Below are 22,869 nucleotides of genomic sequence, written 5' to 3'. Positions count from 1 at the left end.
GCCACCACGTCGCCGGGCTCGAGGTCGAGGCAGCGCGGCGACAATTCGACATCGAGCGTTTCGCGGCCGGCCCAGATCTCCTGCAGGCGCTGATCGGCCAGGCGTTGACCTTCGGCCGAGCGGGTCACGATCGCGGTGTCCATGCCGACCTCGCGGCGCGCAGCGCCGGCCAGCCGGCGCGAGCGTGCGGCCGCGCCGCGGTAGTCGGTTTCGCTGTCGGTGAAGCCGAGGCGCAGTTCGAGCGGCAGTTCGCTCTCCTCGGCCCGACGCAGCGCGAAGGGGCGGCCGTCGCGATCGAGGACGAGATCGTCGCTCCCGATCCGGCGCGCGATCAGGCCGGAGCGCCTGCGGAAGACGAGCTTGCCCGCGCTCATCGTCGCGTCGAATCCGAACGTCTGGCCGAGCGGCTCCAGCGCCTGGCGGGCCGAGAGCGGCCGCTCCAGCACATAGCCGTCGAGGAAGCCGTCGACGGCGATCGCGTCGGCGGCGGGCAGGCCGAAATCGGCGAGGATGCGACGCAAAAGCCGGTCGACGGGCGTGCCCTCGATGCGGCCGTTGAGCCAGTGACCTGTGTCGTGGGCGGCCCCATCGGCCCAGATCCCTCCGAGATCGGGAAAAGCGGGAAACGGCCTGGCGTCATAGCTCCAGACAAAAATGTTGGCCGGGTCGATCATCCGGATGCCGGTCCCCGGATGGACCGGGTTGCGCCCGGCCTCGAAACCCTCGCGCGCCGGATCGAAACCAGAGATCACCGCCTCAAGCCCGCGCGCCTGGACCAGGTCGTCGCGCACGCCACTCGAGAAATAGGGAGTGCCGCTCTCGGCGGATTTCGCATCCGGGAAGACGTTGGGCGCATTCGCTCCCTTGTCGACAGCGGGAATGCCGATCTCGGTCAGCCAGATCGGCTTGGCACCGGGCACGAAGGCCGTGAGAGAGGTTTCGACGCCGCCCACCCGCTCGACATGCGGATTGCTCCACCAGCCGACGAGATCCTTCGGACGGAAGATCCAGGGCTTGCCGTGGCTCCCGTCCGTGATCGGCAGGCGCTCCTGAGCGGCACGACCGGCCTCATCGGCATAGTACCAGTCATAGGCCTCGCCGCCGGTGAGGCGTGACCGCAGATAGCCGAGATCGGCCGGTCCCGCCGCGACGGCGCTGTCGGCATGGCCGGCGCCGTCGCGCCAGTCCGAGAGCGGCGGGTAGAAGTCAATGCCGATCGCGCCGATGGTGTGCGAGGCCCAGAGCGGGTCGAGCGGGAAGGCGACATCGCTGCCGCCATCGCGGACGTCGGCGCCATATTCGGTCCAGTCGGCCGCATAGGTCAGCGTGGCAGCCGGCAGAATCGTCGCCACCTGCCCGGCGAGGTCGACGAGGCCAGCGACCATCGGGTAGCCACCCGTACCCCGGACATGGGTCAGGCCCGGCATTTCCGAGCCCAGCACGAAACCTTCGACGCCGCCGGCGATCTGCGCCAACATGGCATAGTGCAGCACGAAACGCCGGTAGCTCCACTCGTCCGGAGCGGCGCAGACGACCCGCTCACTCTCGGCAACGACATCCGAGGCGGTGATGCTGCCCAGGAACGCCGCCATCTGCGCCTCGGCCTCGGCAGTGCCATCCGCGCTTCCGGGCGCCCCTCGCGCAGGCGTACAGGTGATGCGGCCGCGCCAGGGATAGCGCGGCTGGCCGGGCAGGCCCGATACGGGGTCGGGCAGGGCATTGCCCGCCGGAATGTCCATCATCACGAAGGGGTAGAGCACGACGTCGAGGCCGTAGTCGTCGCGCAGGCGGCGGATGAGGCGGATCACGCTCTCGTCCGAGGGAGTTCCGCCGAAGGCCGGCCGCCCCTCGGCTTGGCTCACCACGCGGGCCGTCGCACGATCGAGGCCCGCCACCGCCCATTCGGCGCCGAGAGTCGGCTTGTGGGCGATCTCGACGCGCGGCGCGATCGTACAGGCGCCCGCCCGCAGATCGTCACCGAACCAGGTCACGACCAGCGCGATCCGCCGGAGGGCCGGGCAGAGCGCGGTCAGATGGTCCAGCGCGGTGTCGACATCGGCGCCGCCGTAGAGCTGGTGGCGGGTCAGGCTTTCGGTGACGCCCGGCTCGGGCTCGTGGCTGACGGCCCGCGTCTCGTAGACGAACTCGCCCGCGCCGGGGATCAGCGTCACCGCCCGGACCATCTGGGCGAGGCCTTCGATGGCCCGCACGACCTCGAAGGAGAATTGCGGGACGCGGTTGCCGTAGTCGGCGAGCGGGAAACGCTCGAACACGACATAGGCGAGCCCGCGATAGGCCGGCGTCTCCCCGGCCTCCTTGGCCGCGATCAGCGGGTCCGGCTCCTGGGCCTCGTCGCCCAAATGAACGCGCATCGCGACCGTGGTGACGTCGAGTTCCCGCCCATCGGCCCAGATGCGGCGCACGAAGGCGATCCGCCCCTCGCACAGGCCGATCGCGAGATTGGCATGGTAGGTGTAGGTCGTCTCGACCGTCTTCGCGCGCGGGCTGCCCTTGCCGCCGGTCTTGGTCCGGGTCACCGTGACCTTGATCTCCTCCTCGAAGCGGGTCGCCCAAATCAGCTGCCCGCCGATACGGGCCCGGCCATAGATGCGCGGGATCGCGGCGCCCTCGGTCGAGGCCAGGCCGCTGACCTCGGTCAGGCGCGGCCCCTCGACGCGGCGCGTCGATGCGGACCCGCCGAGCAGGGACTGGTCGATGCGCGCCCCGGCGATGCCGCCCAGGGCCTGGCCGAGTACGGCGCCGATCGGACCACCGACCGCGCTGCCGAGCGCACTGCCCGCGACCTGAAGAAGGAGAGTCGCCATCAGTCCGTCACTCCCGGAAATGAAAAGGCGTGGCTGAGATGCCGCCGCCACCACGGCGTGAAGGCGACCTCGGCGACGACTGCGCCGTCATGGGCGTGGATGATGCGGTCGGCCGCGCTCAGGATGGCGCAGTGCTTCGCCGGCAGATGCGCCCGCCAGCGAAACAGCAGCACGTCGCCCGCTCGCGCTTCCCCCGCTTCGACATGAACGAGGTGGCGCAGCGCTGCGGCCGCCAGCGTTTCCGTCCCGAGACTTTCCGCCCAGCCGGGCGTGTAGGGGGGCGGCTGCTCCGGCTCGCTGCCATGGAGATCGCGCCAGACGCCGCGCACGAGCCCGAGGCAGTCGCAGCCGACGCCGCGCAGGGAGGCCTGATGGTGATAGGGCGTGCCGATCCAGCCTCTTGCCGCCTCGACGATGTCGTCACGAAGCAGGGGCGCCTTCATCGGAACAGGCTTCCGCCGTCGAGGGCGCCATCGCCGGGTCGGACGCCGCCGATGATGAAATCGTTGCCGGGAATATGGGGAAAGCCACGGAAATTGACCCCGTTGCCGAACCTGGCCCGGCAGGTGGTGAAGCTCTTGTCGCAGCCGGGGGTGACGGAGAAGGGATCGCCCGCCCGGATTTCCGCCGGCGACGCCTGCCAAAGTTCCAGCGAGGCGTCCGTTCCGCTCGCGGCGTGGCGCTTCACCTCGGTGGTGAAACCAACGGCGTTGCCGCCGGTGAAAACCAGGCGCCCGCCGGTGAGGTATCCGTCGGCGAAGGCGGCCAGCGCCGCCGCCGTCAGGCTCAACCGGCCGTCCGTCATCGTCACGGCGGCCTCGGCGGGGACCAGCGACACGCCGCAGCGGGCATCGCCGAGGTCGGCCGAGCATGAACGCAGATAGAGCCGTCCCCGCTCCTCGTCGAAGGCCTTGGCCAGCCCCCGCACCTCGGCCGTAAAGGCGCCGTCGCTGCGGCGAACCTCTCCCACAAAGCCGGTGTCGAGACGAAGGCGCTGGGTCGGATCGGCCCAGTTGACCAGCCAGAGCGTCACCCGGGCATCATCATAGAGTCCGCGAGCGAGATCGCCCTCGTTCACTCCGCTCGCCGCGAGCGCGCCCGAGACGTCGCCGCCGCCGACCGCGAAGCCGAGCTCCGCGCTCGTCTCCGCCGCCTCGAGGCCCGTCGCCGCAGCGAAGGTCACGCCTTCGAAGACAAGGGGGCCGTCATGGTCGGTGAAACCGAGGACGAGGCCGTCGCGCCGGGTCAGGCTCCAGCAGCGACAGAGTGTCGTCGCGCCTTGGGCCATGTGCTCGGCCAGGGCCTCGGGGATCGCGCGCATTGGAAAGCTCCTGCAGGGCTTCAGGACAGGATCTCGACGACCGGTATCCGCGGGATCTCGCCGGCCTCGAAGGCCGAGAGGTCGATCTCGATGGCGTCGACGTCGAAGCGCACCGGCACGTCGAACAGGAAGCCCGCCGTGACCACAGTGCCAGGCCCCGGCGCATGGCCGGCGGCGAAGGTCACCAGACCGCTCGTCGCGTCGCAGGTCACCTGGGCGGGGTCGACGGCTGACCCGTCGATCGCGACCATGACCTCGCCGGGAACCGGTTTGCGGATCGGCCGGCGATAGGTCGCCAGGCCCGTGCCGTAATGCTTGCAGAGCTGGAAGCTCGCCGTAAGGCCATCGCCGGTGCCGATCGCCTGGTCGGTCGCCGCAGGGCTTTGCGAGGGCGGGCAGCTCTTCCAGTCGAGGCCATCGCGCCAGCGGAAGCCGTAGAGCCGGCCGCGGCGCTCCTCGAAGAAGGCGACGACCGCCGCCAGCGCATCGAGGGTGCGGATGCCGAGGCCGGCATCGTAGCGCCGGCGGGAATGGGCCCAGCGTCCGTTGCGAACCTCACGGCCCGACGCCAGCGTGACGATCTGCGTCAGGCGCTCGGGCCCGCCCCGCGCGCCGCGGGCGATGTCGGTCGGGAAGCGGATCTCGTGGAAGTCGCTCATGGTTCCCCCATTTCAGAGCGCGCGGCTGCCGCGCGCGACGGCCCGCGCGATCGCGGCCGACACCTGCGCCTCCGAGCGCCGGAAGCTGTCGGCATCCGGCGTCGAGACCTGGACGACGACGTTGAGCGGACGGCGCGTCTCGGCCGAGGAGCGGACGCCGAGCTTGCCGTCGGCGCCACGCGACAGCGGCAGGATCGCTTCGGCCCCGCGCTCGCCCATCAGCCCGAGCCCCCGCCCGAGCGGGAAATAGGCGGGCGAGGCGATCACCCCACCATCGGCGAAGGGCGCGACCGGAGCGGCGCCCCCTCCTCCCAGGCCGACGCCGCCGAACAGGCCGGTCAGCCCCTTGAGCCCCGTTCCCAGTAGGTTGGAGAGGCTGGACTGGAGCGGCTTCAGCGCCGATTTCAGCAGCGTTTCGGTGATCGAGCGACCGACGCTGCGCAGCACATCCTCGAAGCGCTTGCCCTCGACGATGCCCTTGGCGAAGGCGTTGGTGATCGATCTGCCGAAGCTCGCGGCGGATTTGTCGAGGCTCTGCGTCAGCGACCCGAGCGCGCGCAGGTCGGAAACCCGGGAGGACAGGTCGATCTCGTCATCGAGCATGGGGCACCTCGCAGGGAAGGTTTGAAGCAGGCCCGACCGGGCCGTCGGGATGGGCCGCCATCAGGGCCTCGATCACACTGCGGCCGGGCGCCTGCCCGGTTCTGCCTGGGTTCTGAGCCCGCAGCGCCGCGGCGACCTCGCGCGGGCTGGCGGCCCAGAAGACGGCAGGCGGCCAGCCCAGCCGCCCGAGCCCGAACGCCATGATTTCGTCCCAGGGAAAGGGGGCCGCCGCCGGCTTCAGGCCGACGGCGGCGAGGGAGGGCGCGGCGGGGTCTCCTGCGCGCCACAGCCGGCGATGGGCTCGGCGGCGGGATCGGCGAAGGTCGTGTCGAGCAGGGCGATGGCGGCCCTGATGGCACCGTTGAGGCCGCCATCGAAGCCGAGCTCGGCGACCTGGCGATCGTCGATCGTGGCGCCGGCCCCGCGCAACCCGGCACCGAGAATGCGCGCCACGTCGCGGGCCGAGAGCCGGCCAGAGGCGAAGCGTTCGCCCAGCGCCGGCAGGCTGTCGACGCTGAAGGCGTGTTCGAGTTCGGCGAGCGCGCCCAGCGTCAGCCGCATCGGCCGCGGCTCGCCCTCGACCATCAGGGCAATGTCGCCCCGGTGCCGGTTGATCATCGCCCCCTCCTCACAGTGCCGTGAAGGCGAGCTGGCCGGCCGATTCCAGCGACAGGTCGAAGGTGACCTCGCCGGCATGGTCGCCGCGATATTCCAGGCTCGACAGCTGGAACGGGCCGGTCACGGTCCCGAAATCGGGCACGGTCACCTGCCAGTCGCGGATCACGCCATCGAAGAAGATCTGGCGAACCAGCGCGTCCGACGCCTCGTCCTTGAAGATGCCGGCGCCGCTGATGGCGGCGCGGCGCATGCCGGCCCCCGCCAGCAATTCGCGCCAGCGACCGGCTGATTCGGAATGCGTGACGTCCACGGTCTCCACATTGAAGGCGATCTGGCGCGCCCTCAGCCCGGCGACGGTGACGAACGCCCCGCCCGCATCCGCCGCCTTGAGCAGCAGGTCCTTGCCCTTCTGTGCCGACATCCGGCCTCTCCCTCATCACGATGTGTTTGAAATCAGAGCGTTTCCGTCACCGCGCGGAAACGGATCGCGACGGATGCCAGGCCGGTCGCGGCGTCGCGGGCCAGGCGGTTCGAGCGCCAGCGCAGATTGACCAGCCGGTGGCCCGCCAGCGTGAGACCGGCCCCGTCGAGCAGAGCGACGATGCGCGCGGCGGCTTCCAGCGCCAGCCGCGACGACCCGCTCTCGCCGGCCCAGACGGTGAGGCCGAACTCCTGTTCGCAGCCGCTGTCGCTGCCGGTCGACCAGTCGCGTGCCTCGACCTCGCCATGGACGACATAAACGCCGCTTGCGCCCCGCGGCGCCTCGTCATGGATGCGGGCGGGGCCGATCAAGGCGGTCAGGCCAGGATCGGCTTCGAGCTGCGACTGGATCGCGGCGCGAAGGGCCAAAATCGAGTCGCTCACGGTCCGATCTCCTGCACCAGACAGACCAGCCGGCGCCGGCCGCCATCGGGGTCGGTCACGGCACGGATGTCGAAGAGACGGTCGCCATCGCGCAGGCGCTGGCCGGCATCGACCCCGGCGCGCCAGCGCAGGGTGACGCGGTGCGTCGCGGCCTGTTCGGGCCGGCCGCGGCGCCAGTGCTCACCGCCGCTGAGCCATTCGAGCTGGGCCCAGACGGCGGCGACGGTCTCGTAGGCCTGCGTCGTCCCGCCGAGCCCGTCGGGCGTTGGCACCGCGGCCTCCAGCAGGAGCCGCCGACGCAGCGCCCCGACGGGGGCGCGATCCTGGTTGGACGGCGCCATGGCTCAGAGCCTCGCGCGGCGGAACGGCGCGACCAGCGCCAGGATCTCGGGCGGCAGGGCCTCGGCATCACGCCCGACGACGTCGCCGCGATGTTCGAACCAGCGCGCGGCCAGGCGCAGCACCGCCTGTCGCAGCAGGGCAGGAACCGCGGCCGCGGTCGCGCCGAAACCGGCCATGACGTCGATCTCGATCGCGCCCTGGGCCCTGCCGATTTCCGGCACCTCCCCGACCACCTGCAGGAGCGGCGGATCGGCGCTGGTGTCGAGACGCAGCGCCGAGGGCTGGACCGGCTGGGCGATGCCGAGCGCATCATAGACCCGCGCGGCCGTGATCGCTCCGACGGGGGCGAGCGGCAGCCGCAGCACACCGCCCTGCGGCCAGCGATCGATCACGATGCGCCAGCTCTGATCGACGAGCAGGCGCCCCGACGCGGCTTCCACCATCAGCCGAGCGGCCGTAATCAGAGTGGTCAGCAGTTCGTCCTCCGCCGTCTCCTCGAGACGCAGGAAGGCGCGCGCCTCGGCCAGCGAGACCGGCTCCTCGGCCGGCGGAGTCAGGGCAAGCGGCGTCATGGGCGCTCCGATCGAGGGTTCAATTGCGGGGAGCGACGCGCTATCGAGCGCCTTCCGTCACCGGAGGAGCGCGATGCGCATCGGACGTTTGATCAGCCTGGGCAGCGTCGTCTGCGGTCTGGCACTGGCCGTGCCCCCGGCCGGTGCGGTGGTCGGTGGCCGGGACGGCGGACCGCTCGGCAGCTCGACGCTGATGGTCCTGAACGCGCGGGGCGGCGTGTGCACCGGCATCGTGCTGTCGCCGCGGACCGTTCTCACCGCCGCCCATTGCGCAGCGGGCGGCACGGAGCTGCGCATCCACTGGAAGGAAGGCGGCGAGCCGGTTCTGCTGCCGCCTGCCGCCGTCGCGATGCATCCGGACTTCCGCGCCAACGCGGTTGCGACGCGGCAGCGCTCGATCGACCTCGCCTTGCTGCGCCTGGCCCAGCCCCTGCCCGGCCGGTTCAGGCCGGCCGATCTGCGCGACGGCACGCCGCCGCGCACAGGCGCGCCGGTCGTGCTGGCCGGTTATGGCGTCTCGCGCGAGGGCGAGGCCCGCAGCACCGGCGTCTATCGCTCGGCTGCTCTCGCCGTGGTCGAGCCCTATGGACCCGGCAAGCTGCTGCTCTGGGCGGCCGACCCCGTCGGTGCCGGCAAGACAGCCGGCCCGGGCGCCTGCCAGGGCGATTCCGGCGGGCCGATGATGGGGCGGGACGGAGACAGCGTCGTCGCGGTCACGAGTTGGTCGACCGGGCCCTCCGGGAAAAGTTGCGGTCTCCTCAGCCAGGGCGTGCTCGTCGCACCGCAACGACGCTGGATCGATGGAACGCTGGCCGGCTGGGGCGAGCGTGCCAACTGGTCGCCGGGTTCGTGAGGCAAAAGGCTGGACTGCGGCGCCGCAGCACCTAGATTGAGAGCCTGATCGTAACCGGTTCGCATCATGACACCGCGCCGCTTTCTCTTCGTCCTGGCCTGCGCCCTCGCCGTCGGCACCACACCGGCGCTGGCGGTGGTGGGCGGCGTGCCGTCGCAGGATGTGCGCGGTGCCCGCGCTTCCACGCTCCGCGTCGAGACCAGCCGCGGCGAGCTCTGCTCTGGAGCCGCGATCGCACCGGAACTGGTGCTGACCGCGGCGCATTGCCTGATGGGGGGTGGCTCCGTCAGCGTCGTCAGCCTGGACACCCGGTTCCGTGCCCGCCGGCATGCCGTCGTCGCAGTCCTGCCGCACCCGAGTTTCGTGCCGGGGACGACCCCGCGCACGCAGCCCGGTGCCGACCTCGCCATGCTCCGGCTGGCGGGCCCCCTCCCCGCCGACATCCAGCCCGTCACCCTGGGCGGCAGTCTCTGGCAGGGCGAGACCGTGACCATGGCCGGCTTCGGTCTCTCGATCGAGACCAACAAGAACACCGCGCGCCGCCTGCGCGAAACGCGGCTGGTCAATGCCGGCAATTACACGACGCAGAACACCGTCAAGGTCGCGGTCGATGCCGAGGCCAAGGGCGAAACCCCGGGGGCCGGTGCCTGCCGCGGCGATTCCGGCGGGCCGGTTCTGCGCGGGGACATCCGCTCGCGCGATCTCGTGGGGATCGTGAGCTGGTCGAGCGGCCCGCTCAATACGCGCGAGCGGCGCATCTGCGGCGGCTTCACCGCGATCACGCCGATCAGCGAGCACCGTGTCTGGATCACCGAATCGGCCGCGCGGCTGCTGGCGCTCGGTCCCAATCCGCGCGTGGTCGAGCGGACCCAGCCAGCGGCGAGCTACAGCTGGTGGTTCGCCCGCTGAGGCCTGATGTCCCCCGCGGGCGAGGGCACCCGCATCAGACGGCGAACCGCAGGCCCTTGATCGCCGCGAAGTCCTGCACGCCCCCGCCGACCCGCTTGGTCGTGTAGAACAGGACATAGGGCTTGGCGGAGTAGGGATCGCGCAGGATGCGCACGCCCGCGCGATCGACGACGAGATAGCCCCGGCGGAAGTCGCCGAAGGCGAGCGCGATCGCGTTGTTGGCCATGTCGGGCATGGTCTCCGCCTCGACCAGCGGGAAGCCCATCAGCGTCGCGGGCGCGCCGATCGAGGCCGGCGGCTGCCAGAGATACTGGCCGGTCGAATCCTTGAACTTCCGCACCTGCGCCTGCGTCTTGCGGTTCATCACGAAGGACGCGTTCTGGCGGTAGCCGGCCTTCAGCGCATAGACGAGGTCGACCAGGATGTCGGAGGGGTTGGCCGTGGCGAAGGCGCCGGCGACGCCGGTGTTGAGCACGCCGATGCTGCCCCAGCTCCAGCTCGTCTCCGCGACCATGGGATAGGCTAGGAAGCCCTTGGGCTTGTCGATGCCGTCGCCGCTGACGAAGGCCGCGCCCTCCTGCTCGGCAAACGCACTCTCGACCTCTTCGGCGATCCACTGGTCGATGTTGACGATGGCGTCGTCGAGCAGGGTCTGCGTCGCCGCCGGCATGGCGTAGAGCTCCATCGCCGGGAAGCTCAGCTCCGCCAGGGTGGGCGAGCCGGTCTGCGGCCGCGCCGCCGTCTCGCCGACCCAGCCCGAGGCCGGGCCCGTGGTCGAGAAGGCCTTCTTGTAGGTGCCGGACGAGATCGTCCGCACCGTCGCCAGGGCGCGGATGGGCGAGGCGCTCGAAAGTCGCCGCAGGATCTCGCCCTCGACGCTGGAGGGGGCGAGATAGCCGCCGTCCGGACCGGAGCCGGCCGACAGTGCCTTGGCCTCCAGCCGCTTGAGGCCGCTCGCCTCGCCGCTGCGGACATAGGCCGCGAAGGCCGCCTTGTGCTCGCCGACCAACGGGTCGCGCAGTTCGTCGCGGCCGAGCGCCGGGCGGCTGCGGTCCAGCGTCAGGCGATCGAGACGGCGCGTCGCCTCGTCGAGCGCGCTGTCGATCCGCGCCATCTTCTCCTCGGTCAGCGGATCGACGCCGTGGCGGCTCTCGATCTGGGCGAGACGCTCGTCATTGCTGACGCGGTAGCTTTCCAGCGTGTAGCGCAGATCGTCGAAGGCCAGCGACAGATCGGCGCCGGCGGCCTTGCTCTCGGGAGCGTGGTTGACAGTGGTCATGGTCTCTCCTTCGGGAAAATGGGTTCAGGCGTGAGCGAAGGCGGCATGGGAGGACGGCTGCGCAGCTCGCAGCGCCTTGACGGCGGAAATCCGCGCCTGCGGCAGCATCGGGAAGGTCACGATCGAGATCTCCCAGAGGTCGATCCGCTCCAGCCGGCGCAGGCCGCTGCGCGGCTCGGTGCGGGCGCGCTCCGAACGGAAGCCGATCGAGAGCCCGTCGACCGCGCCTTCGCGCATCAGGGCGTGGATCTCGCGGGCGCGGGCGACGGCGAGCGAGAGCTGGCCTCTCACGAAAAGCCCCCGCGAATCCTCGGTCAGCGCGAGCCAGCGGCCGATCGGCTCGGCGGGATCATGCTGCCAGAGCAGTTTGACGCCGGCGGGCCCGCGCCGCGCCAGGCTCTCGCGAAAGGCGCCGCGCTCGACGATGTCCTTGCCGAGATCGGCGATGCCGAAAAGGCTGGCATAGCCCTCGAACAGCCCGTCGAGGCCGATGCGCGCGGGCGACAGCGGCAGGAACTTGGATTCGCGGTCGAAGGGGCCGGTGGGAGCGAGCCCTCTCATCGCGCCCGCTCCCCGGCCTTGCCCGCCCGCCCAGCCCCGCCTTCGAGACGCGCCAGATTGCGCAGGAAGCGGCCGAAGGCTTCCGTGTTGGCCGGCCCGCGCGCCGGCTGCCGCGGCGGGCTGCGGCCGGGGCCGGAGGCTTTCGGCGGGGCGGGCTTCTGGTCTGCGGAACGCGTCATGGCTGGTCCCCCTCGTGACGGGCGTTGAAGCGGTTGAGTTCGCGCACGAAGTCGTCGAAGCGCCGGTTGGCGGCTGAGAGTTCGCGCATCACGAACCAGGCGGCGGCCGAGGCCGTCGCAGCCCAGAGCAGCAGCCCGAGATGGCCGACATCGGCGCGCCCGACGAAGGCGGTGACGATCTGGTCGAGCAGGTTCATGGGCTGGCCTCCCCCGTTCGGGGCGCCCGGCCGTAGCCGACCGCCTCGCGCTTCTCGTCCTCGCTGAGGAAGGTCGCCGCACCCAGCCGGCGCCAGAGCGATTCCCGCTCCTCGGCGAGCGCCTCGATCGCGTCGAGATCGGGTTCCAGCGTCAGCTCACCGCCGAAGGCCGGGCCGAGCCACTGTGCCAGCGATTGCGCCGTGCGCCGCACCAGCGGGATCGCGGTCTGGCGCCAGAAGGCGCGGTTGGCCTCGGCGAAATTGGCATGGGTGTTGTCGCCGGGCAGGCCGAGCAGCAGCGGCGGCACGCCGAAGGCGAGCGCGATCTCGCGCGCAGCGACGCCCTTGGCCGCGACGAAATCCAGTTCCGCCGGCGTCAGCGAGAGCGGCTTCCAGTCGAGCCCGCCTTCGAGCAGGAGCGGGCGGCCGGCATTGCGCGCGCCCTGGAAGCTCTCCTCCAGCTCGGCCTTCAGCCGCTCGAACTGCGCATCGGTGAGGCTCGCCCCGTCCGGGCCATCATAGACCAGCGCGCCGGAGGGCCGCGCCGCATTGTCGAGCAGGCCCTTGTGCCAGGCGCTGGCGGCGTTGTGGATGTCGAGCGAGCAGGCGGCGGCCTCGATCGGCGAGAGGCCGTAATGGTCGTCGACCGGGTGAAACAGCGTCAGATGCAGGATCGGCGGGACGACCCCCTCATCCTGCCGGAAGCGGACGGTGTCGCCGCCGACGCTGTAATCATAAGCCTCCGGCCAGCCATCGCGGCCGGGCACGACCTTCATCCGGTCTGGCCGCAGCGCGTAGAGTTCTCGCGGCTCGCGGCCCGTGCCGGCCGCCTCGACATAGGCGTTGCCGGCGACCAGCAGATGCCCGAACAACATCTCGCGGAAGGCGATGCCGCCCTGGCGGGGATTGGGCTTGTCGATCAGCGCCAACGCCGGATGCTCGGGCATTTCCCGATCGCCGACCTTGGCGACCAGCGGCGTCTGCGCCGCGGCCTCGGCGATCAGCCGGACGCAGCGATGCACGACCGGGTTGCGCTCATAGCCCTCGCGGGCGAGCGCCGCATAATCGCGCGGTGTCCAGACCGGGCGGCCAGCCTCGTGCAGAGCGATCAGCGGCCCGACGCGCGAACGCTTGCGTTCCGGCGCGGCGAGGCCGCGCAGGTTGCGAAGGAAATTGAGCATGGAGGTCTCGCTTATGAGTGCGCCGCGTTCGGCGAGTCGTCATGGTCGGGCTTGACCCGACCATCTCGGAAACCAGTGTCTTCTCGTCCCGAGATTCTCGGGTCTTCGCTGCGCTACGCCCGAGAATGACGGGCCTAAATCCCCCTCACCCGCGGCCGGCCCTTGGGGCCGAGCATCAGATGGGTCAGCGCCCAGACGAGCGCGTCGAGCCGGTCGGGGGAGCGGCCGGACGAGAGACCGCCGGGGCCGAAATCACACATCTCGTCTTCCAGCGCGGGAAAGGCACCGGCATGGCGCACCCGCCCCTGCGCATAGAGCGCCGCCACCGGCTCGGCCCTCAGATATTTGCCGCGCGTCGCCCGAACCGCACTCACCGGCACGCCCGGATCGACCTCGCGGATGACCGCGGTCGCCATCTCGCCGCCCTGGTTGACTTCGACGACGAGCGCATCGGCCTCGAAACGCCGGTAGAGCGCGGCCGCCTTGGCCGCCCATTCATGCGGGCGGGCGCCCGACACGGTGCCATCCTCCAGCACATGGCCGAGGCCGTCGCTGTCGAGGCCGGCGACCACCAGCCCGCAGGAATCGGCGCGGGCCGAGGACGAGGCCGGCGGATCGACCGCGACCACGATCCGCGCCAAAGCCGGCGCGTTCCGCTCGCGGCAGGCCTCGATCATCGCCCGCGTCCAGAGCGCATCGGCGCTTTCCTCGATCAGTTCGCCGTCGAGTTCCTGCCGGCCGAGCCGCGTGCCGCCGTAGCTCTGCGTCACGCTGCGGATGAAGTCGGCTGCGAGGTTGAAGCGGTTGGCGCTCGTCGCCGCGCGGCTGACGGCCACTTGCGGATCGGCCAGCAGCCGCTTGATCAGCGGCACGGGGCGCGGCGTCGTGGTGACGATCTGGCGCGGCCTGTCGCCCAGGCGAAGCCCGAATTGCAGCATGTCCCAGGTCTCCTGAAGGTTCGGCCATTTCGCCAGTTCGTCGGACCAGGCCGCGCCGAATTGCGGGCCGCGCAGCCCTTCCGGATCTTCCGCCGAAAACACCTGGGCGATGGCGCCATTGGGCCATTCGAGCCGCCGCCGCGAGGGAAACCAGCTCGGCCGCTCCCAGCGTGTGTGGATCGACAGCAGCCCGGAGACGCCCTCGATCATGACGTCGCGGACCTGGCCTTGCGTCTCGCCGACCAGCGCGATCCGTTCCGTCGCCGCCAGCGCATAAGGCTCCTGCCCCAATGCCATGCCCTTGACCCATTCGGCGCCGGTGCGGGTCTTGCCCGCGCCGCGACCGCCCAGGACGAGCCAGACGGGCTTGTGCGGCGGCTCACCGAGCTTTTGATCGACCCGGCCGAACAGGGTCCAGCACTCACTGAGGGCCACCACACTGTCAGCGTCCAGATCAGGAACGAGCTGGGGGATCAGCCTGGCCCAGCTCTCGATCGGCAAGCGCATCAAGACGTCGTGCAAGCTCCTTTCGGAGCTCGGCGACGTGGCGCAATCCGGCGGCAGGCGAGAGATCATCGTTGGATTTGTCCTCCCGGCCGGGCGATGCCCCATCGAGCGCCACCAGTTCGCGCACGGTGCGGGCCAGCACAGCGAGCGCCTTGGCCTCGGATTCGCTCGCCGCAGCCCCCTTCGGCAATTCGTCGAGCCGCGCCTCATGCGCGTCGAGCTGGCGCTGCGCCGCGCGCCAAAGCCGTGTCACCACGACCTTGCGGGCCACGGACAAGCGCTTGCCCTTCGCGACCGGCAAAGCCGGCGCGTCTTCCTCGGGATCGGACATGGTTAGAACCTCGCAAGGGCCGAACATGCGAAAGCCGCCGGCGGGTGAGCGCGGCGGCTTGGCGTCTGGTCACACTTCGTGAGCGTTCCTGATGTCTAGCGGATCAGCGTGACGCTGTCAAGGACTAATTTCCTATTCTTCGCTCGGGGTCGTGTAGCGCTTAATCCGCGGTGGGCCTGTCCAGATCCAGCGATCCGAGAGAATGAGATCGACGACGTCAGCGTCGAGCCAGCCATTCTCCGCATCCGGCAGCGTGAATGGCATATCGTCGGGCGCGAACCAGCCCGAGCCGTGAGGGTAGCGGTCGCCCTCGAACTCGCAGCCATGCTGTTCCAGAAACGCGAAGACATCAGCCTCGCGATAGAAAGGCACTAGGCTCGGCGGGCGATGAGCTTGTCGACCTGCCGCTTTTCAGCACGCCGCGCCGCCATTGCGCGCAGCATCGCGACGGCCTCGGGCACACTGCGCTCGGCAACGGTCTTGTCTGCATGAGCAACGTAGAGCCCCGGAAGGTCCGGGGACGTGAACACATGCTGTGTGCCGACGACGCGATGTTCGACGCGGATATCCATCGAAAGTGTCCGCCATTGAGGTTCGGCTAATATGCGCGCCATTGCATCCGCAGGCAAATGCGCTTGTCACAGCCGGAGATATGGGTGCTCCGTCGTTTGGAGCAAGATCAGTTGACGATCACACCTCCTCCTTCTCCACCCATTTATACGTCGCCGCCGGCACATATTGCTCCATCCGGTCGAGCAGCGTCGCCGGCTCAGTGTCGGTGATCGTCATGGCGCGGTGGGTCTGCTTGAGGAAGCCGGCCTCAACCGTGTTGTCGAGGAAGGTCGCCAGCGGGTCGTAGAAGCCGGCGACATTGAGGAAGGCCAGCGGCTTGTCGTGGATGCCGAGCTGGGCCCAGGTCCAGATCTCGAACAGCTCCTCGAAGGTGCCGATGCCGCCGGGCATCGCGATGAAGCCTTCCGACAGCTCGGCCATGCGGGCTTTGCGGATATGCATGGTCTCGACGATCTCGAGCCGGGTCAGGTGGTGATGGCCGACCTCCTTCTCGCGCAGCGCGCGGGGGATGACGCCATGGACCTCGCCGCCGGCGGCGAGCGCCGCATCGGCGACGATGCCCATCAGCCCGACCGCGCCGCCGCCATAGACCAGCACCATGCCGCGCCTTGCGATCTCGGCGCCCATGGCGCGGGCGCCTTCGGCATAGACGGGGTCATTGCCGGGGTTGGACCCGCAGAACACGCAGACGGATTTCATCTCAGGCCCCCTTCGTCGCCAGCGCCTGCAGGATGCGTGCCCAGGAGCGCTGGCCCTTGTGGAAGGAGGAAAGGTCGTATTTCTCGTTGGGCGAATGCACGCGGTCGTCGTCGAGCCCGAAGCCGACGAGCAGCGTGTCGATGCCGAGCAGGCGCTTGAAATCGCCGACGACGGGGATCGATCCGCCCGAGCCGATGGTGACGGCCTTGCGGCCCCACTCTTCCGTCAGCGCGTTTTGCGCCTGCCGCAGCGCCTGCGACTCGACCGGTACGGCGATCGCCGGCGAGGCGCCATGGGCGACGAACTCCGCCTTCACATCGGCCGGCAGCCGCTCGCGCACGAAGGCCTGGAAGGCGGCGGCGATCTTGGCCGGGTCCTGCTTGCCGACGAGGCGGAAGGAGACCTTGGCCGAGGCCTTGCCGGCAATCACCGTCTTGGTGCCCTCCCCGGTATAGCCGCCCCAGAAGCCGTTGACGTCGCAGGTCGGGCGGGACTGGATCTGCTCGATCAGCATGCGCCCCTTCTCGCCGATCGAGTGCTTCAGCCCGATCTGGCCGAGGAACTCGTCCTCGGTGAGGTTGAGATCGGCCCAATCGGCCTTCTGCTGGTTCGTCGGCTCCTCGACGCCGTCATAGAAGCCCGGCAGGGTGATGCGCCCGTCCTCGTCATGCAGGGCAGCAACGATCTTCGCCAGCACATGGACGGGGTTGGCCGCTGCACCGCCGAAGAGGCCGGAATGCAGGTCGCGGTCGGCGCAGGTGATCGTCACCTCCTGATAGACCAGGCCGCGCAGGGAGGCGGTGATGGCCGGGGTCTGCCGGTCCCACATGCCGGTGTCGCAGACGAGCGCAAAGTCGGCCTTCAGCTCGGCGGCGTTGTCGCGGACGAAGGCCGGCAGGTTGACCGAGCCCGATTCCTCCTCGCCCTCGACCATGATTGTGACGCCGATCGGCAGGTCGCCTGTCTCACTGAGCGTCGCCCGCAGCGCCTCGACGAAGGTCATGACCTGGCCCTTGTCGTCGCAGGCCCCGCGCGCGACGATGACCTTGCGACCGGGCTCGATCTCCTTCACCACCGGATCGAAGGGCTTGGTCTCCCAGAGCTCCAGCGGATCGACCGGCTGGACGTCGTAATGGCCGTAGAACAGCACATGCGGCGCGCCGGGCTTCGGCCGGTGGGCGAGCACGATCGGGTGGCCGGGCGTCTCGCGCAGCCCGGCGGTGAATCCGAGCGATTCCAGATCCTTCGCCAGCCATTCCGCCGCGCGGCGGCTGTCGGCGGTGTAAGCCGAATCGGTCGAGATCGAGGGAATTTCGAGCCAGGAGGACAGGCGGGTCAGCGAGGCGTCGAGATCGGCATCGAGGCGGGCGAGGATGGCGGGAAGCTGTGTCATGGCACTCGGCAAGGCTGGGCTCGGGCGGAGAGGCTGAGCCGATTCAGGTGACGCCATCATGGCAAGGCGCGGGGGCGGCGTCAGCACCTGAACGTGCATGGAGTACCTGCCCCAGCAATCGCGGTCGGGACCACAGCCCTCATCCTGAGGAGCCATTTCGTCAGAAATGGCGTCTCGAAGGATGCTTCAGGAGGCTCCCGTGATCTCTGGATCATCCTTCGAGACGCCGCCTCGCGGCTCCTCAGGATGAGGTCTGAGACCGCGCCAGGCGCGCTTGCTACCGCTTCCCGCCCATCATGCTGCCAAGCACTCCGCGCAGGATCGCGGTGCCGACCTGGCGGCCGATCGTGGTGGCGGCGGAGCGCGCGGCCGAGGTCAGGACCTTCTCGGCCATGCTCTGCGGCAAGGCGCCGCCGCGGCTGCCGGGGCCGGTCTTGGGGCGCTGCTGCGGCGCACCGCCGCCGAGCCAGCCGCCGATCGTGTCGAGGATGCCGCCGCCACCCGTCGTCGAGGCCTCGACGGGACCGTCCTCCGGCGCCAGCTCCTTGCGCTTCATCAGCTCCTCATAGGCCGACTCGCGGTCGACCATGGTGTCGTACTTGCCCTTGAACCCCGACTCGCTCAGCGCCTGCTGGCGAATCTGCGCCGAGCAGGGCCCGACCTGCGCCATGGGCGGGGCGATCAGCGCGCGCTCGACGACAGTCGGCGAGCCCTTGCCCTCGAGCGTCGAGATCAGCGCCTCGCCGACCGCCAGATGCATGATCGCCTCGGCGGTGTTGATCTTGGGGTTCTGGCGGAAGGTTTCGGCGGCCGCCTTGACCGCCTTCTGGTCGCGCGGGGTGAAGGCACGCAGCGCGTGCTGGACGCGGTTGCCGAGCTGGGCCAGCACGGTCTCGGGGATATCGAGCGGGTTCTGCGTGACGAAATAGACGCCGACGCCCTTGGAGCGGATCAGCCGCACGACCTGCTCGACCGCGGTCAGCAGCGCTTTGGGCGCGCCGTTGAAGAGCAGATGCGCCTCGTCGAAGAAGAAGACGAGCTTGGGCTTGTCGAGATCGCCGACCTCGGGCAGCTGCTCGAACAGCTCCGAGAGCAGCCAGAGCAGGAAGGTCGCGTAGAGCCGCGGATTGGCCATCAGCTTGTCGGCGGCCATAATGTTGACGATGCCGCGGCCGTAGCGGTCCGTCCGCATCAGGTCGGAGATTTCCAGCGCCGGTTCGCCGAAGAACAGGTCGCCCTTCTGGTTTTCCAGCACCATCAGCGCGCGCTGGATGGTGCCGACTGTCTGCGAGGTGACGTTGCCGTATTTGGTCGTCAGTTCCTTGGCGTTCTCAGCGATGAAGGCCAAGATCGCGCGCAGATCCTTGAGGTCGAGCAGCAGCAGCTTCTGCTCATCGGCGATGCGGAAGGCGATGTTGAGCACGCCCTCCTGCGTCTCGTTGAGGTCGAGCAGGCGGGCGAGCAGCAGCGGCCCCATTTCCGAGATCGTGGCGCGGACGGGATGACCCTGCTCGCCGAAGACGTCCCAGAACACCGTGGTGAACTGGTCGGGTTCGTATTTCACGCCGATCTCCTCGGCGCGCTTGACGAAGGGCGGCTTGGAATCGCCGGGCGCGGCGATGCCCGAGAGGTCGCCCTTGATGTCTGCGGCGAAAACGGGAACGCCCTCGCGGGCGAAGCCCTCGGCCAGCACCTGCAGCGTCACCGTCTTGCCGGTGCCGGTGGCGCCGGTGACGAGCCCGTGGCGGTTGGCGAGCTTGAGCAGGAGGGTCTCCGGCTTCCAGCTCTTGCCGATCAGAATCGCGCCGTCTTCAGCCATGGCCCTGCCTGTTGCGTTATCGAAACGTCAGGGCAAGGGTGTAGCGAAACGCGCCTGCGGGCGGAAGTGCGATCGCAGGCTGCGCTGCCGACTTGATCGAAACGTTGATATGTGAACTATCTCGCGCCACACCCAACGACAGGATCGATACCATGGATGAACTGATCTCCCGCGTGATCGCGGCCTCGGGCCTCAACGAAGAGCTCGCCCGCAAGGCGGTCGGCATCATCCTCGCTTTTCTGCAGAAGGAAGGCCCGCCTGCCGAGATCGGCGAGCTGATGGCGGCCCTGCCCGGTGCGGCGGAGCTCGCGGCGGCCGAGGGCGGCGCCAAGGGCGGCCTGATGGGCATGGTCGGCGGCATGATGGGCGGCAGCGGCGGCGTGATGGCGCTCGGCGGCCAGTTGATGGGCGCCGGCTTGTCGATGGGCCAGATCCAGTCCGTGTCCAAGGAAATGTTCGCCGTCGGCCGCGAAAAGGCGGGCGAGGACACGATGGGCGCGATCGTCGGCGCCATTCCGGGGCTCGGCCAGTTCGTCTGAGCCCCCCGCCGTAATGTGAACCTCACAACGCCGCCGCGAGGCGGCGTTGTCGTTTGCGCCCGGCCCGACGCAGGTTTGCGCAGCCGTGTTGCGACGAAGTAGGAATGGCGGCGCGGCGCCCTGCATGGCAATCACTACCGCGCAGCCGCGCGGCGGCGATGACGAGGACAGCTTCGCATGACTTCGGCTCCCGACCCCGACCTGTCCTTCATGAGCGCGTTTCCCGCTCCGACGCAGGAAGCCTGGCGCGCGGCGGTCGACAAGGTGCTCAAGGGCGGCGATTTCGAGAAGCGACTGGTCGGCCACACGGCAGACGGCATCCGGATCGAGCCGCTATATGCGGCGGCCTCCCCGTCGGCCCGGCCTTTGCGCGGCGAAGCCGGCCGCTGGCAGGTCGCGACCCGGCTCGACCATCCCGACCCGGCCGAGGCACAGAAGCTTGCGCTGGCCGATCTCGAGGGCGGTGCGAACGCGCTGACGATCGCCTTCGCCGGAGCGCGCGCCGCGCGCGGTTACGGGCTCGTCGCCGAGGATGTCGCCGCGCTCGACGCGGCTCTCGACAATGCGATGCTCGATCTGATCCAGTTGCGGCTCGATCCGGCCCCGGAGGGCCGCGTCAACGCGCTGCTGCTGGCGGCGCTGGTCAACAGGCGCGGGTTGTCGCCCGAGGCGCTGTCGATCGATTTCGGCATGGACCCGATCGGCGTCTTCGCTGGCACGGGCGGGCTCGCGGCCTCCTGGTCCGAGATCGGGCGCCGGCTCGCCACGACCATCCGGGCGCTGAAGGCGCGCGGCTTCAAGGGCCCCTTCGTGACCGTCGACACCCGGCCCTGGCATGAGGCCGGGGCCAGCGAGGCGCAGGAGTTGGGCTACGGCCTGGCGACCGCCATCGCCTATCTGCGCGCGCTGGAAGCCGAGGGTTTTTCGCTCGAGGAGGCGCGCGACGCGATCTCCTTCACGCTGGTGGCGGACACCGACGAGTTCCAGACCATCGCCAAGCTGCGGGCGGCCCGCCTGCTCTGGGCCCGCATCCAGGGCGCCTGCGGTCTGACGCCCGCTCCAATGATCCTGCATGCCGAGACGGCCTGGCGCTCGCTGACGCGGCGGGACCCCTGGGTCAATCTGCTGCGCGGGACCGTCGCGACCTTCTCGGCGGGCATCGGCGGCGCGGATGGGGTGACGGTTCAGCCCTTCACCGCAGCGCTCGGCCTCGCCGACGGCTTCGCCCGTCGCATCGCCCGCAACACCCAGCTCGTGCTGCTGGAGGAGGCCAACCTCTGGCGCGTCGCCGACCCCGCCGCGGGCTCCGGCGGCTTCGAGACGCTGACGCAGGCGCTCTGCGAGCAGGGCTGGGCGCAGATGCAGGCGGTCGAACGGGAGGCGAAGGACGGCCGGCCGGGCATCCTCGCCGCGCTGACCGCCGGCACGGTCCAGACTGTGCTGGAGCGTCAGCGCGACGCGCGCGCCCGGGCGATCGCGACGCGGCGCGAGCCGATTACCGGCACAAGCGAATTCCCGAACCTGAAGGAGGCCGCGGTCGCCGTGCTGGATGTCGCCCCGGTCAGGCTCACCAAATCGGCGGACAGGTCGGGGGCCGCGCCCGATCCCGAGACCCTGATCGGTCGGCTTGCGTCAGGCGCCGAACGCCAGGAGGGCTTGATCGCGCCGCTGGACGGCTTGCGGGCGCAATCCTTGCCGTCGCACCGGCTGGCCGAACCCTTCGAGGCGCTGCGCGACCAGGCCGATGCGGCCGCGGATCGGCCAGTCGTCTTCCTGGCGACGCTCGGACCGGTCGCCGAGTTCACGGCGCGCGCCGGCTTCGCGCGCAACCTGTTTGAGGCAGGCGGTCTCGCCGCCGCGGTCGGCGACGGCTTCGCGCAGGGAGGCGGCACCGATCTCGCCGCGCTCGCGGCCGCCTTCACGGCCTCGGGCGCGCGTCTCGCCTGCTTGTGTGGGTCGGATGCCGCCTATGCGGCCGAGGGCGTCGCGGCCGCGCAGGCCCTGACGGCCGCCGGCGCGACCGTCTGGCTCGCAGGCAGGCCCGGCGAGTTGGCGGCTGCGATGAACGAAGCGGGGGTGAGGTCGTTTATCTATGCCGGCTGCGATGCGGTGGCGGTCTTGACAGAGGCTCTCGCGATTGCGCTGCCGACCTTGTCGAATTAGCGCATTTTTGCTATGGCGACGCGGTCTGGCTGGAGTTTCGAATTCTTGAACGCGGTCGTCCAAAGCGAGGCCGAGGCTTTGCCCGACGACATCAGGGCCCGATTGTTTCGCTACGCCGATGTCATCGAAGATGAAGGTTTGCATGCCCTGCCCGCCGGATGGATCAAACCATTGGGCGACAAGCTCTGGGAACTACGGCTGACGGGGCGGGATGGCATTGCCCGGGCGATCTATGTCACGGCAACGGGCAAGCGGGTGGTGATTATCCGGGTTTTCGTCAAGAAAACCGAGAAAACGCCGCCCAAGGAACTTCGGATAGCGCGCCTGCGCGCCAAGGAGGTTTGATGAAGAGCGTTCGCGAATGGGGTCTCGAACAGATGAAGGACCCCGACTTCAAGCGCGAATATGACGCGCTGGAGGAGGAATTTGCCTTGCTGACCTCGCTGGCGCGCGCGCGCAGCCGCGCCGGGCTGACGCAGGAAGAGCTGGCTCAGCGCATGGGCACGACGCAATCGGTCATCGCCCGGCTCGAAAGCGGTCGCAGCAAACCCTCAACCCGGACGCTGGAGCGTTACGCCAAAGCGACCGGCACCAAGCTCCGGATCACATTGGAAGCCGCCGAGTGAGCACACGCCCCCCCATCGCCCTGACCATCGCCGGCTCGGATTCCAGCGGCGGCGCCGGCATCCAGGCCGATCTCAAGACCTTTGCGGCCCATCAGGTCTATGGCGCAAGCGTCCTCGTCGCGCTGACGGCGCAGAACACGAAGGGCGTCAGCGCGATTCATGCCGTGCCGGCGGCTTTCGTCGCGCAGCAGATCGACGCCGTCTTCGAGGATCTCGACGTCGCGGCGGTCAAGATCGGCATGCTGGCGACGGCAGAGCTGATCGAGACCGTGGCGGAGGGGCTGAAACGCCACAAGGCGCGCAATATCGTGCTCGACC

General features: G+C 69.8%; 30 protein-coding genes. 7 read left to right on the top strand and 23 right to left on the bottom strand.

Translation table 11 applies throughout. The annotated features are described in order from the left end of the window. The 11 genes from Q8M82_RS16540 to Q8M82_RS16490 all read right to left on the bottom strand — a co-directional run. Positions 1-2,825: baseplate multidomain protein megatron (locus Q8M82_RS16540; RefSeq protein WP_305692421.1), on the bottom strand; the 2,825-nt coding region annotated here is incomplete at its 3' end. Further along, positions 2,825-3,268, bottom strand: coding sequence for an NlpC/P60 family protein (locus tag Q8M82_RS16535; protein WP_305692420.1), 444 nt, complete (start codon positions 3,266-3,268; stop codon positions 2,825-2,827). The genes Q8M82_RS16535 and Q8M82_RS16540, both read right to left, overlap by 1 nt. Further along, positions 3,265-4,146, bottom strand: a complete 882-nt coding sequence (locus Q8M82_RS16530; protein ID WP_305692419.1) for a DUF2163 domain-containing protein — start codon at positions 4,144-4,146, stop codon at positions 3,265-3,267. The genes Q8M82_RS16535 and Q8M82_RS16530 overlap by 4 nt, the downstream gene beginning before the upstream one ends. Positions 4,147-4,166: 20 nt before the next feature. Next, positions 4,167-4,805 (bottom strand): DUF2460 domain-containing protein, encoded by a 639-nt coding sequence (locus Q8M82_RS16525; protein WP_305692418.1) that lies wholly within the window; start codon positions 4,803-4,805, stop codon positions 4,167-4,169. A 12-nt stretch (positions 4,806-4,817) separates the two neighbouring features. Further along, positions 4,818-5,408, bottom strand: coding sequence for a phage tail tape measure protein (locus Q8M82_RS16520; RefSeq protein WP_305692417.1), 591 nt, complete (start codon positions 5,406-5,408; stop codon positions 4,818-4,820). After that, a complete protein-coding gene (locus Q8M82_RS16515) occupies positions 5,398-5,649 on the bottom strand; it encodes a phage tail assembly chaperone (RefSeq protein WP_305692422.1) in 252 nt (83 codons plus the stop codon). Before Q8M82_RS16515 ends, Q8M82_RS16520 begins: the two co-directional genes overlap by 11 nt. Then, complete coding sequence (locus tag Q8M82_RS16510) at positions 5,646-6,026, bottom strand: gene transfer agent family protein (protein ID WP_305692416.1); 381 nt, start codon at positions 6,024-6,026, stop codon at positions 5,646-5,648. The genes Q8M82_RS16515 and Q8M82_RS16510 overlap by 4 nt, the downstream gene beginning before the upstream one ends. A gap of 10 nt (positions 6,027-6,036) precedes the next feature. After that, the gene (locus tag Q8M82_RS16505) at positions 6,037-6,447 is read right to left on the bottom strand and encodes a phage major tail protein, TP901-1 family (protein ID WP_305692415.1); all 411 of its coding nucleotides are present in this window, start codon (positions 6,445-6,447) and stop codon (positions 6,037-6,039) included. Positions 6,448-6,479: 32 nt separating this feature from the next. Continuing rightward, entirely contained in the window at positions 6,480-6,890 is a 411-nt protein-coding gene (locus Q8M82_RS16500) for a DUF3168 domain-containing protein (protein ID WP_305692414.1), read from the bottom strand. Further along, positions 6,887-7,231 carry a phage head closure protein gene (locus Q8M82_RS16495; RefSeq protein WP_305692413.1) on the bottom strand — a complete coding sequence of 115 codons (345 nt, stop codon included), beginning with the start codon at positions 7,229-7,231 and terminating at the stop codon, positions 6,887-6,889. Before Q8M82_RS16495 ends, Q8M82_RS16500 begins: the two co-directional genes overlap by 4 nt. A 3-nt stretch (positions 7,232-7,234) precedes the next feature. Continuing rightward, positions 7,235-7,804 (bottom strand): head-tail connector protein, encoded by a 570-nt coding sequence (locus Q8M82_RS16490; RefSeq protein ID WP_305692412.1) that lies wholly within the window; start codon positions 7,802-7,804, stop codon positions 7,235-7,237. Positions 7,805-7,877: 73 nt separating this feature from the next. Between Q8M82_RS16490 and Q8M82_RS16485 the strand changes: the two genes are divergently transcribed. Further along, positions 7,878-8,657 (top strand): S1 family peptidase, encoded by a 780-nt coding sequence (locus Q8M82_RS16485; protein WP_305692411.1) that lies wholly within the window; start codon positions 7,878-7,880, stop codon positions 8,655-8,657. A gap of 66 nt (positions 8,658-8,723) precedes the next feature. After that, positions 8,724-9,566, top strand: a complete 843-nt coding sequence (locus Q8M82_RS16480; RefSeq protein ID WP_305692410.1) for a S1 family peptidase — start codon at positions 8,724-8,726, stop codon at positions 9,564-9,566. A 34-nt stretch (positions 9,567-9,600) separates the two neighbouring features. Here Q8M82_RS16480 and Q8M82_RS16475 read toward each other — a convergent pair whose 3' ends face one another. The 12 genes from Q8M82_RS16475 to Q8M82_RS16420 form a co-directional block, all read right to left on the bottom strand. Next, complete coding sequence (locus Q8M82_RS16475) at positions 9,601-10,845, bottom strand: phage major capsid protein (protein WP_305692409.1); 1,245 nt, start codon at positions 10,843-10,845, stop codon at positions 9,601-9,603. A 24-nt stretch (positions 10,846-10,869) separates the two neighbouring features. After that, positions 10,870-11,406 carry an HK97 family phage prohead protease gene (locus tag Q8M82_RS16470; RefSeq protein ID WP_305692408.1) on the bottom strand — a complete coding sequence of 179 codons (537 nt, stop codon included), beginning with the start codon at positions 11,404-11,406 and terminating at the stop codon, positions 10,870-10,872. Then, a complete protein-coding gene (locus Q8M82_RS16465; RefSeq protein ID WP_305692407.1) occupies positions 11,403-11,585 on the bottom strand; it encodes a hypothetical protein in 183 nt (60 codons plus the stop codon). The genes Q8M82_RS16470 and Q8M82_RS16465 overlap by 4 nt, the downstream gene beginning before the upstream one ends. Next, positions 11,582-11,782 carry a hypothetical protein gene (locus Q8M82_RS16460; RefSeq protein WP_069054486.1) on the bottom strand — a complete coding sequence of 67 codons (201 nt, stop codon included), beginning with the start codon at positions 11,780-11,782 and terminating at the stop codon, positions 11,582-11,584. Before Q8M82_RS16460 ends, Q8M82_RS16465 begins: the two co-directional genes overlap by 4 nt. Next, the gene (locus tag Q8M82_RS16455; RefSeq protein WP_305692406.1) at positions 11,779-12,963 is read right to left on the bottom strand and encodes a phage portal protein; all 1,185 of its coding nucleotides are present in this window, start codon (positions 12,961-12,963) and stop codon (positions 11,779-11,781) included. Before Q8M82_RS16455 ends, Q8M82_RS16460 begins: the two co-directional genes overlap by 4 nt. A 134-nt stretch (positions 12,964-13,097) precedes the next feature. Beyond that, positions 13,098-14,408 carry a DNA-packaging protein gene (locus Q8M82_RS16450; RefSeq protein WP_305692405.1) on the bottom strand — a complete coding sequence of 437 codons (1,311 nt, stop codon included), beginning with the start codon at positions 14,406-14,408 and terminating at the stop codon, positions 13,098-13,100. Next, a complete protein-coding gene (locus Q8M82_RS16445; protein ID WP_305692404.1) occupies positions 14,356-14,739 on the bottom strand; it encodes a hypothetical protein in 384 nt (127 codons plus the stop codon). Before Q8M82_RS16445 ends, Q8M82_RS16450 begins: the two co-directional genes overlap by 53 nt. Before the next feature lie 132 nt (positions 14,740-14,871). Next, complete coding sequence (locus tag Q8M82_RS16440; RefSeq protein ID WP_305692403.1) at positions 14,872-15,111, bottom strand: hypothetical protein; 240 nt, start codon at positions 15,109-15,111, stop codon at positions 14,872-14,874. Next, on the bottom strand, positions 15,111-15,311 hold the full coding sequence (locus tag Q8M82_RS16435; protein WP_305692402.1) for a hypothetical protein: 201 nt from the start codon (positions 15,309-15,311) through the stop codon (positions 15,111-15,113). The genes Q8M82_RS16440 and Q8M82_RS16435 overlap by 1 nt, the downstream gene beginning before the upstream one ends. Before the next feature lie 118 nt (positions 15,312-15,429). Next, entirely contained in the window at positions 15,430-16,011 is a 582-nt protein-coding gene (locus Q8M82_RS16430; protein WP_305692401.1) for an LOG family protein, read from the bottom strand. A gap of 1 nt (position 16,012) precedes the next feature. Then, positions 16,013-17,404: a dipeptidase gene (locus tag Q8M82_RS16425; RefSeq protein ID WP_305692400.1), complete on the bottom strand. Its 1,392-nt coding sequence runs from the start codon at positions 17,402-17,404 to the stop codon at positions 16,013-16,015. 277 nt (positions 17,405-17,681) lie between these two features. Continuing rightward, positions 17,682-19,223, bottom strand: coding sequence for a helicase HerA-like domain-containing protein (locus Q8M82_RS16420; protein ID WP_305692399.1), 1,542 nt, complete (start codon positions 19,221-19,223; stop codon positions 17,682-17,684). Between the two features lie 152 nt (positions 19,224-19,375). Between Q8M82_RS16420 and Q8M82_RS16415 the strand changes: the two genes are divergently transcribed. The 5 genes from Q8M82_RS16415 to Q8M82_RS16395 form a co-directional block, all read left to right on the top strand. Continuing rightward, entirely contained in the window at positions 19,376-19,762 is a 387-nt protein-coding gene (locus Q8M82_RS16415; RefSeq protein ID WP_305692398.1) for a DUF2267 domain-containing protein, read from the top strand. Between the two features lie 177 nt (positions 19,763-19,939). Continuing rightward, a complete protein-coding gene (locus Q8M82_RS16410; protein WP_305692397.1) occupies positions 19,940-21,925 on the top strand; it encodes a methylmalonyl-CoA mutase subunit beta in 1,986 nt (661 codons plus the stop codon). Between the two features lie 45 nt (positions 21,926-21,970). Beyond that, positions 21,971-22,270, top strand: coding sequence for a type II toxin-antitoxin system RelE/ParE family toxin (locus Q8M82_RS16405; RefSeq protein ID WP_305692396.1), 300 nt, complete (start codon positions 21,971-21,973; stop codon positions 22,268-22,270). Further along, on the top strand, positions 22,270-22,551 hold the full coding sequence (locus tag Q8M82_RS16400) for a helix-turn-helix domain-containing protein (protein WP_305692395.1): 282 nt from the start codon (positions 22,270-22,272) through the stop codon (positions 22,549-22,551). Before Q8M82_RS16405 ends, Q8M82_RS16400 begins: the two co-directional genes overlap by 1 nt. Next, the coding region (locus Q8M82_RS16395; RefSeq protein WP_305692394.1) for a bifunctional hydroxymethylpyrimidine kinase/phosphomethylpyrimidine kinase at positions 22,548-22,869 on the top strand (322 nt) is incomplete at its 3' end. The genes Q8M82_RS16400 and Q8M82_RS16395, both read left to right, overlap by 4 nt.

This window comes from Allobosea sp. (assembly GCF_030694325.1).
GTDB lineage: Bacteria > Pseudomonadota > Alphaproteobacteria > Rhizobiales > Beijerinckiaceae > Allobosea.
The sequence above is the reverse complement of the archived record's forward strand: the minus strand, read 5'-3'. Positions and strand labels throughout refer to the sequence as shown.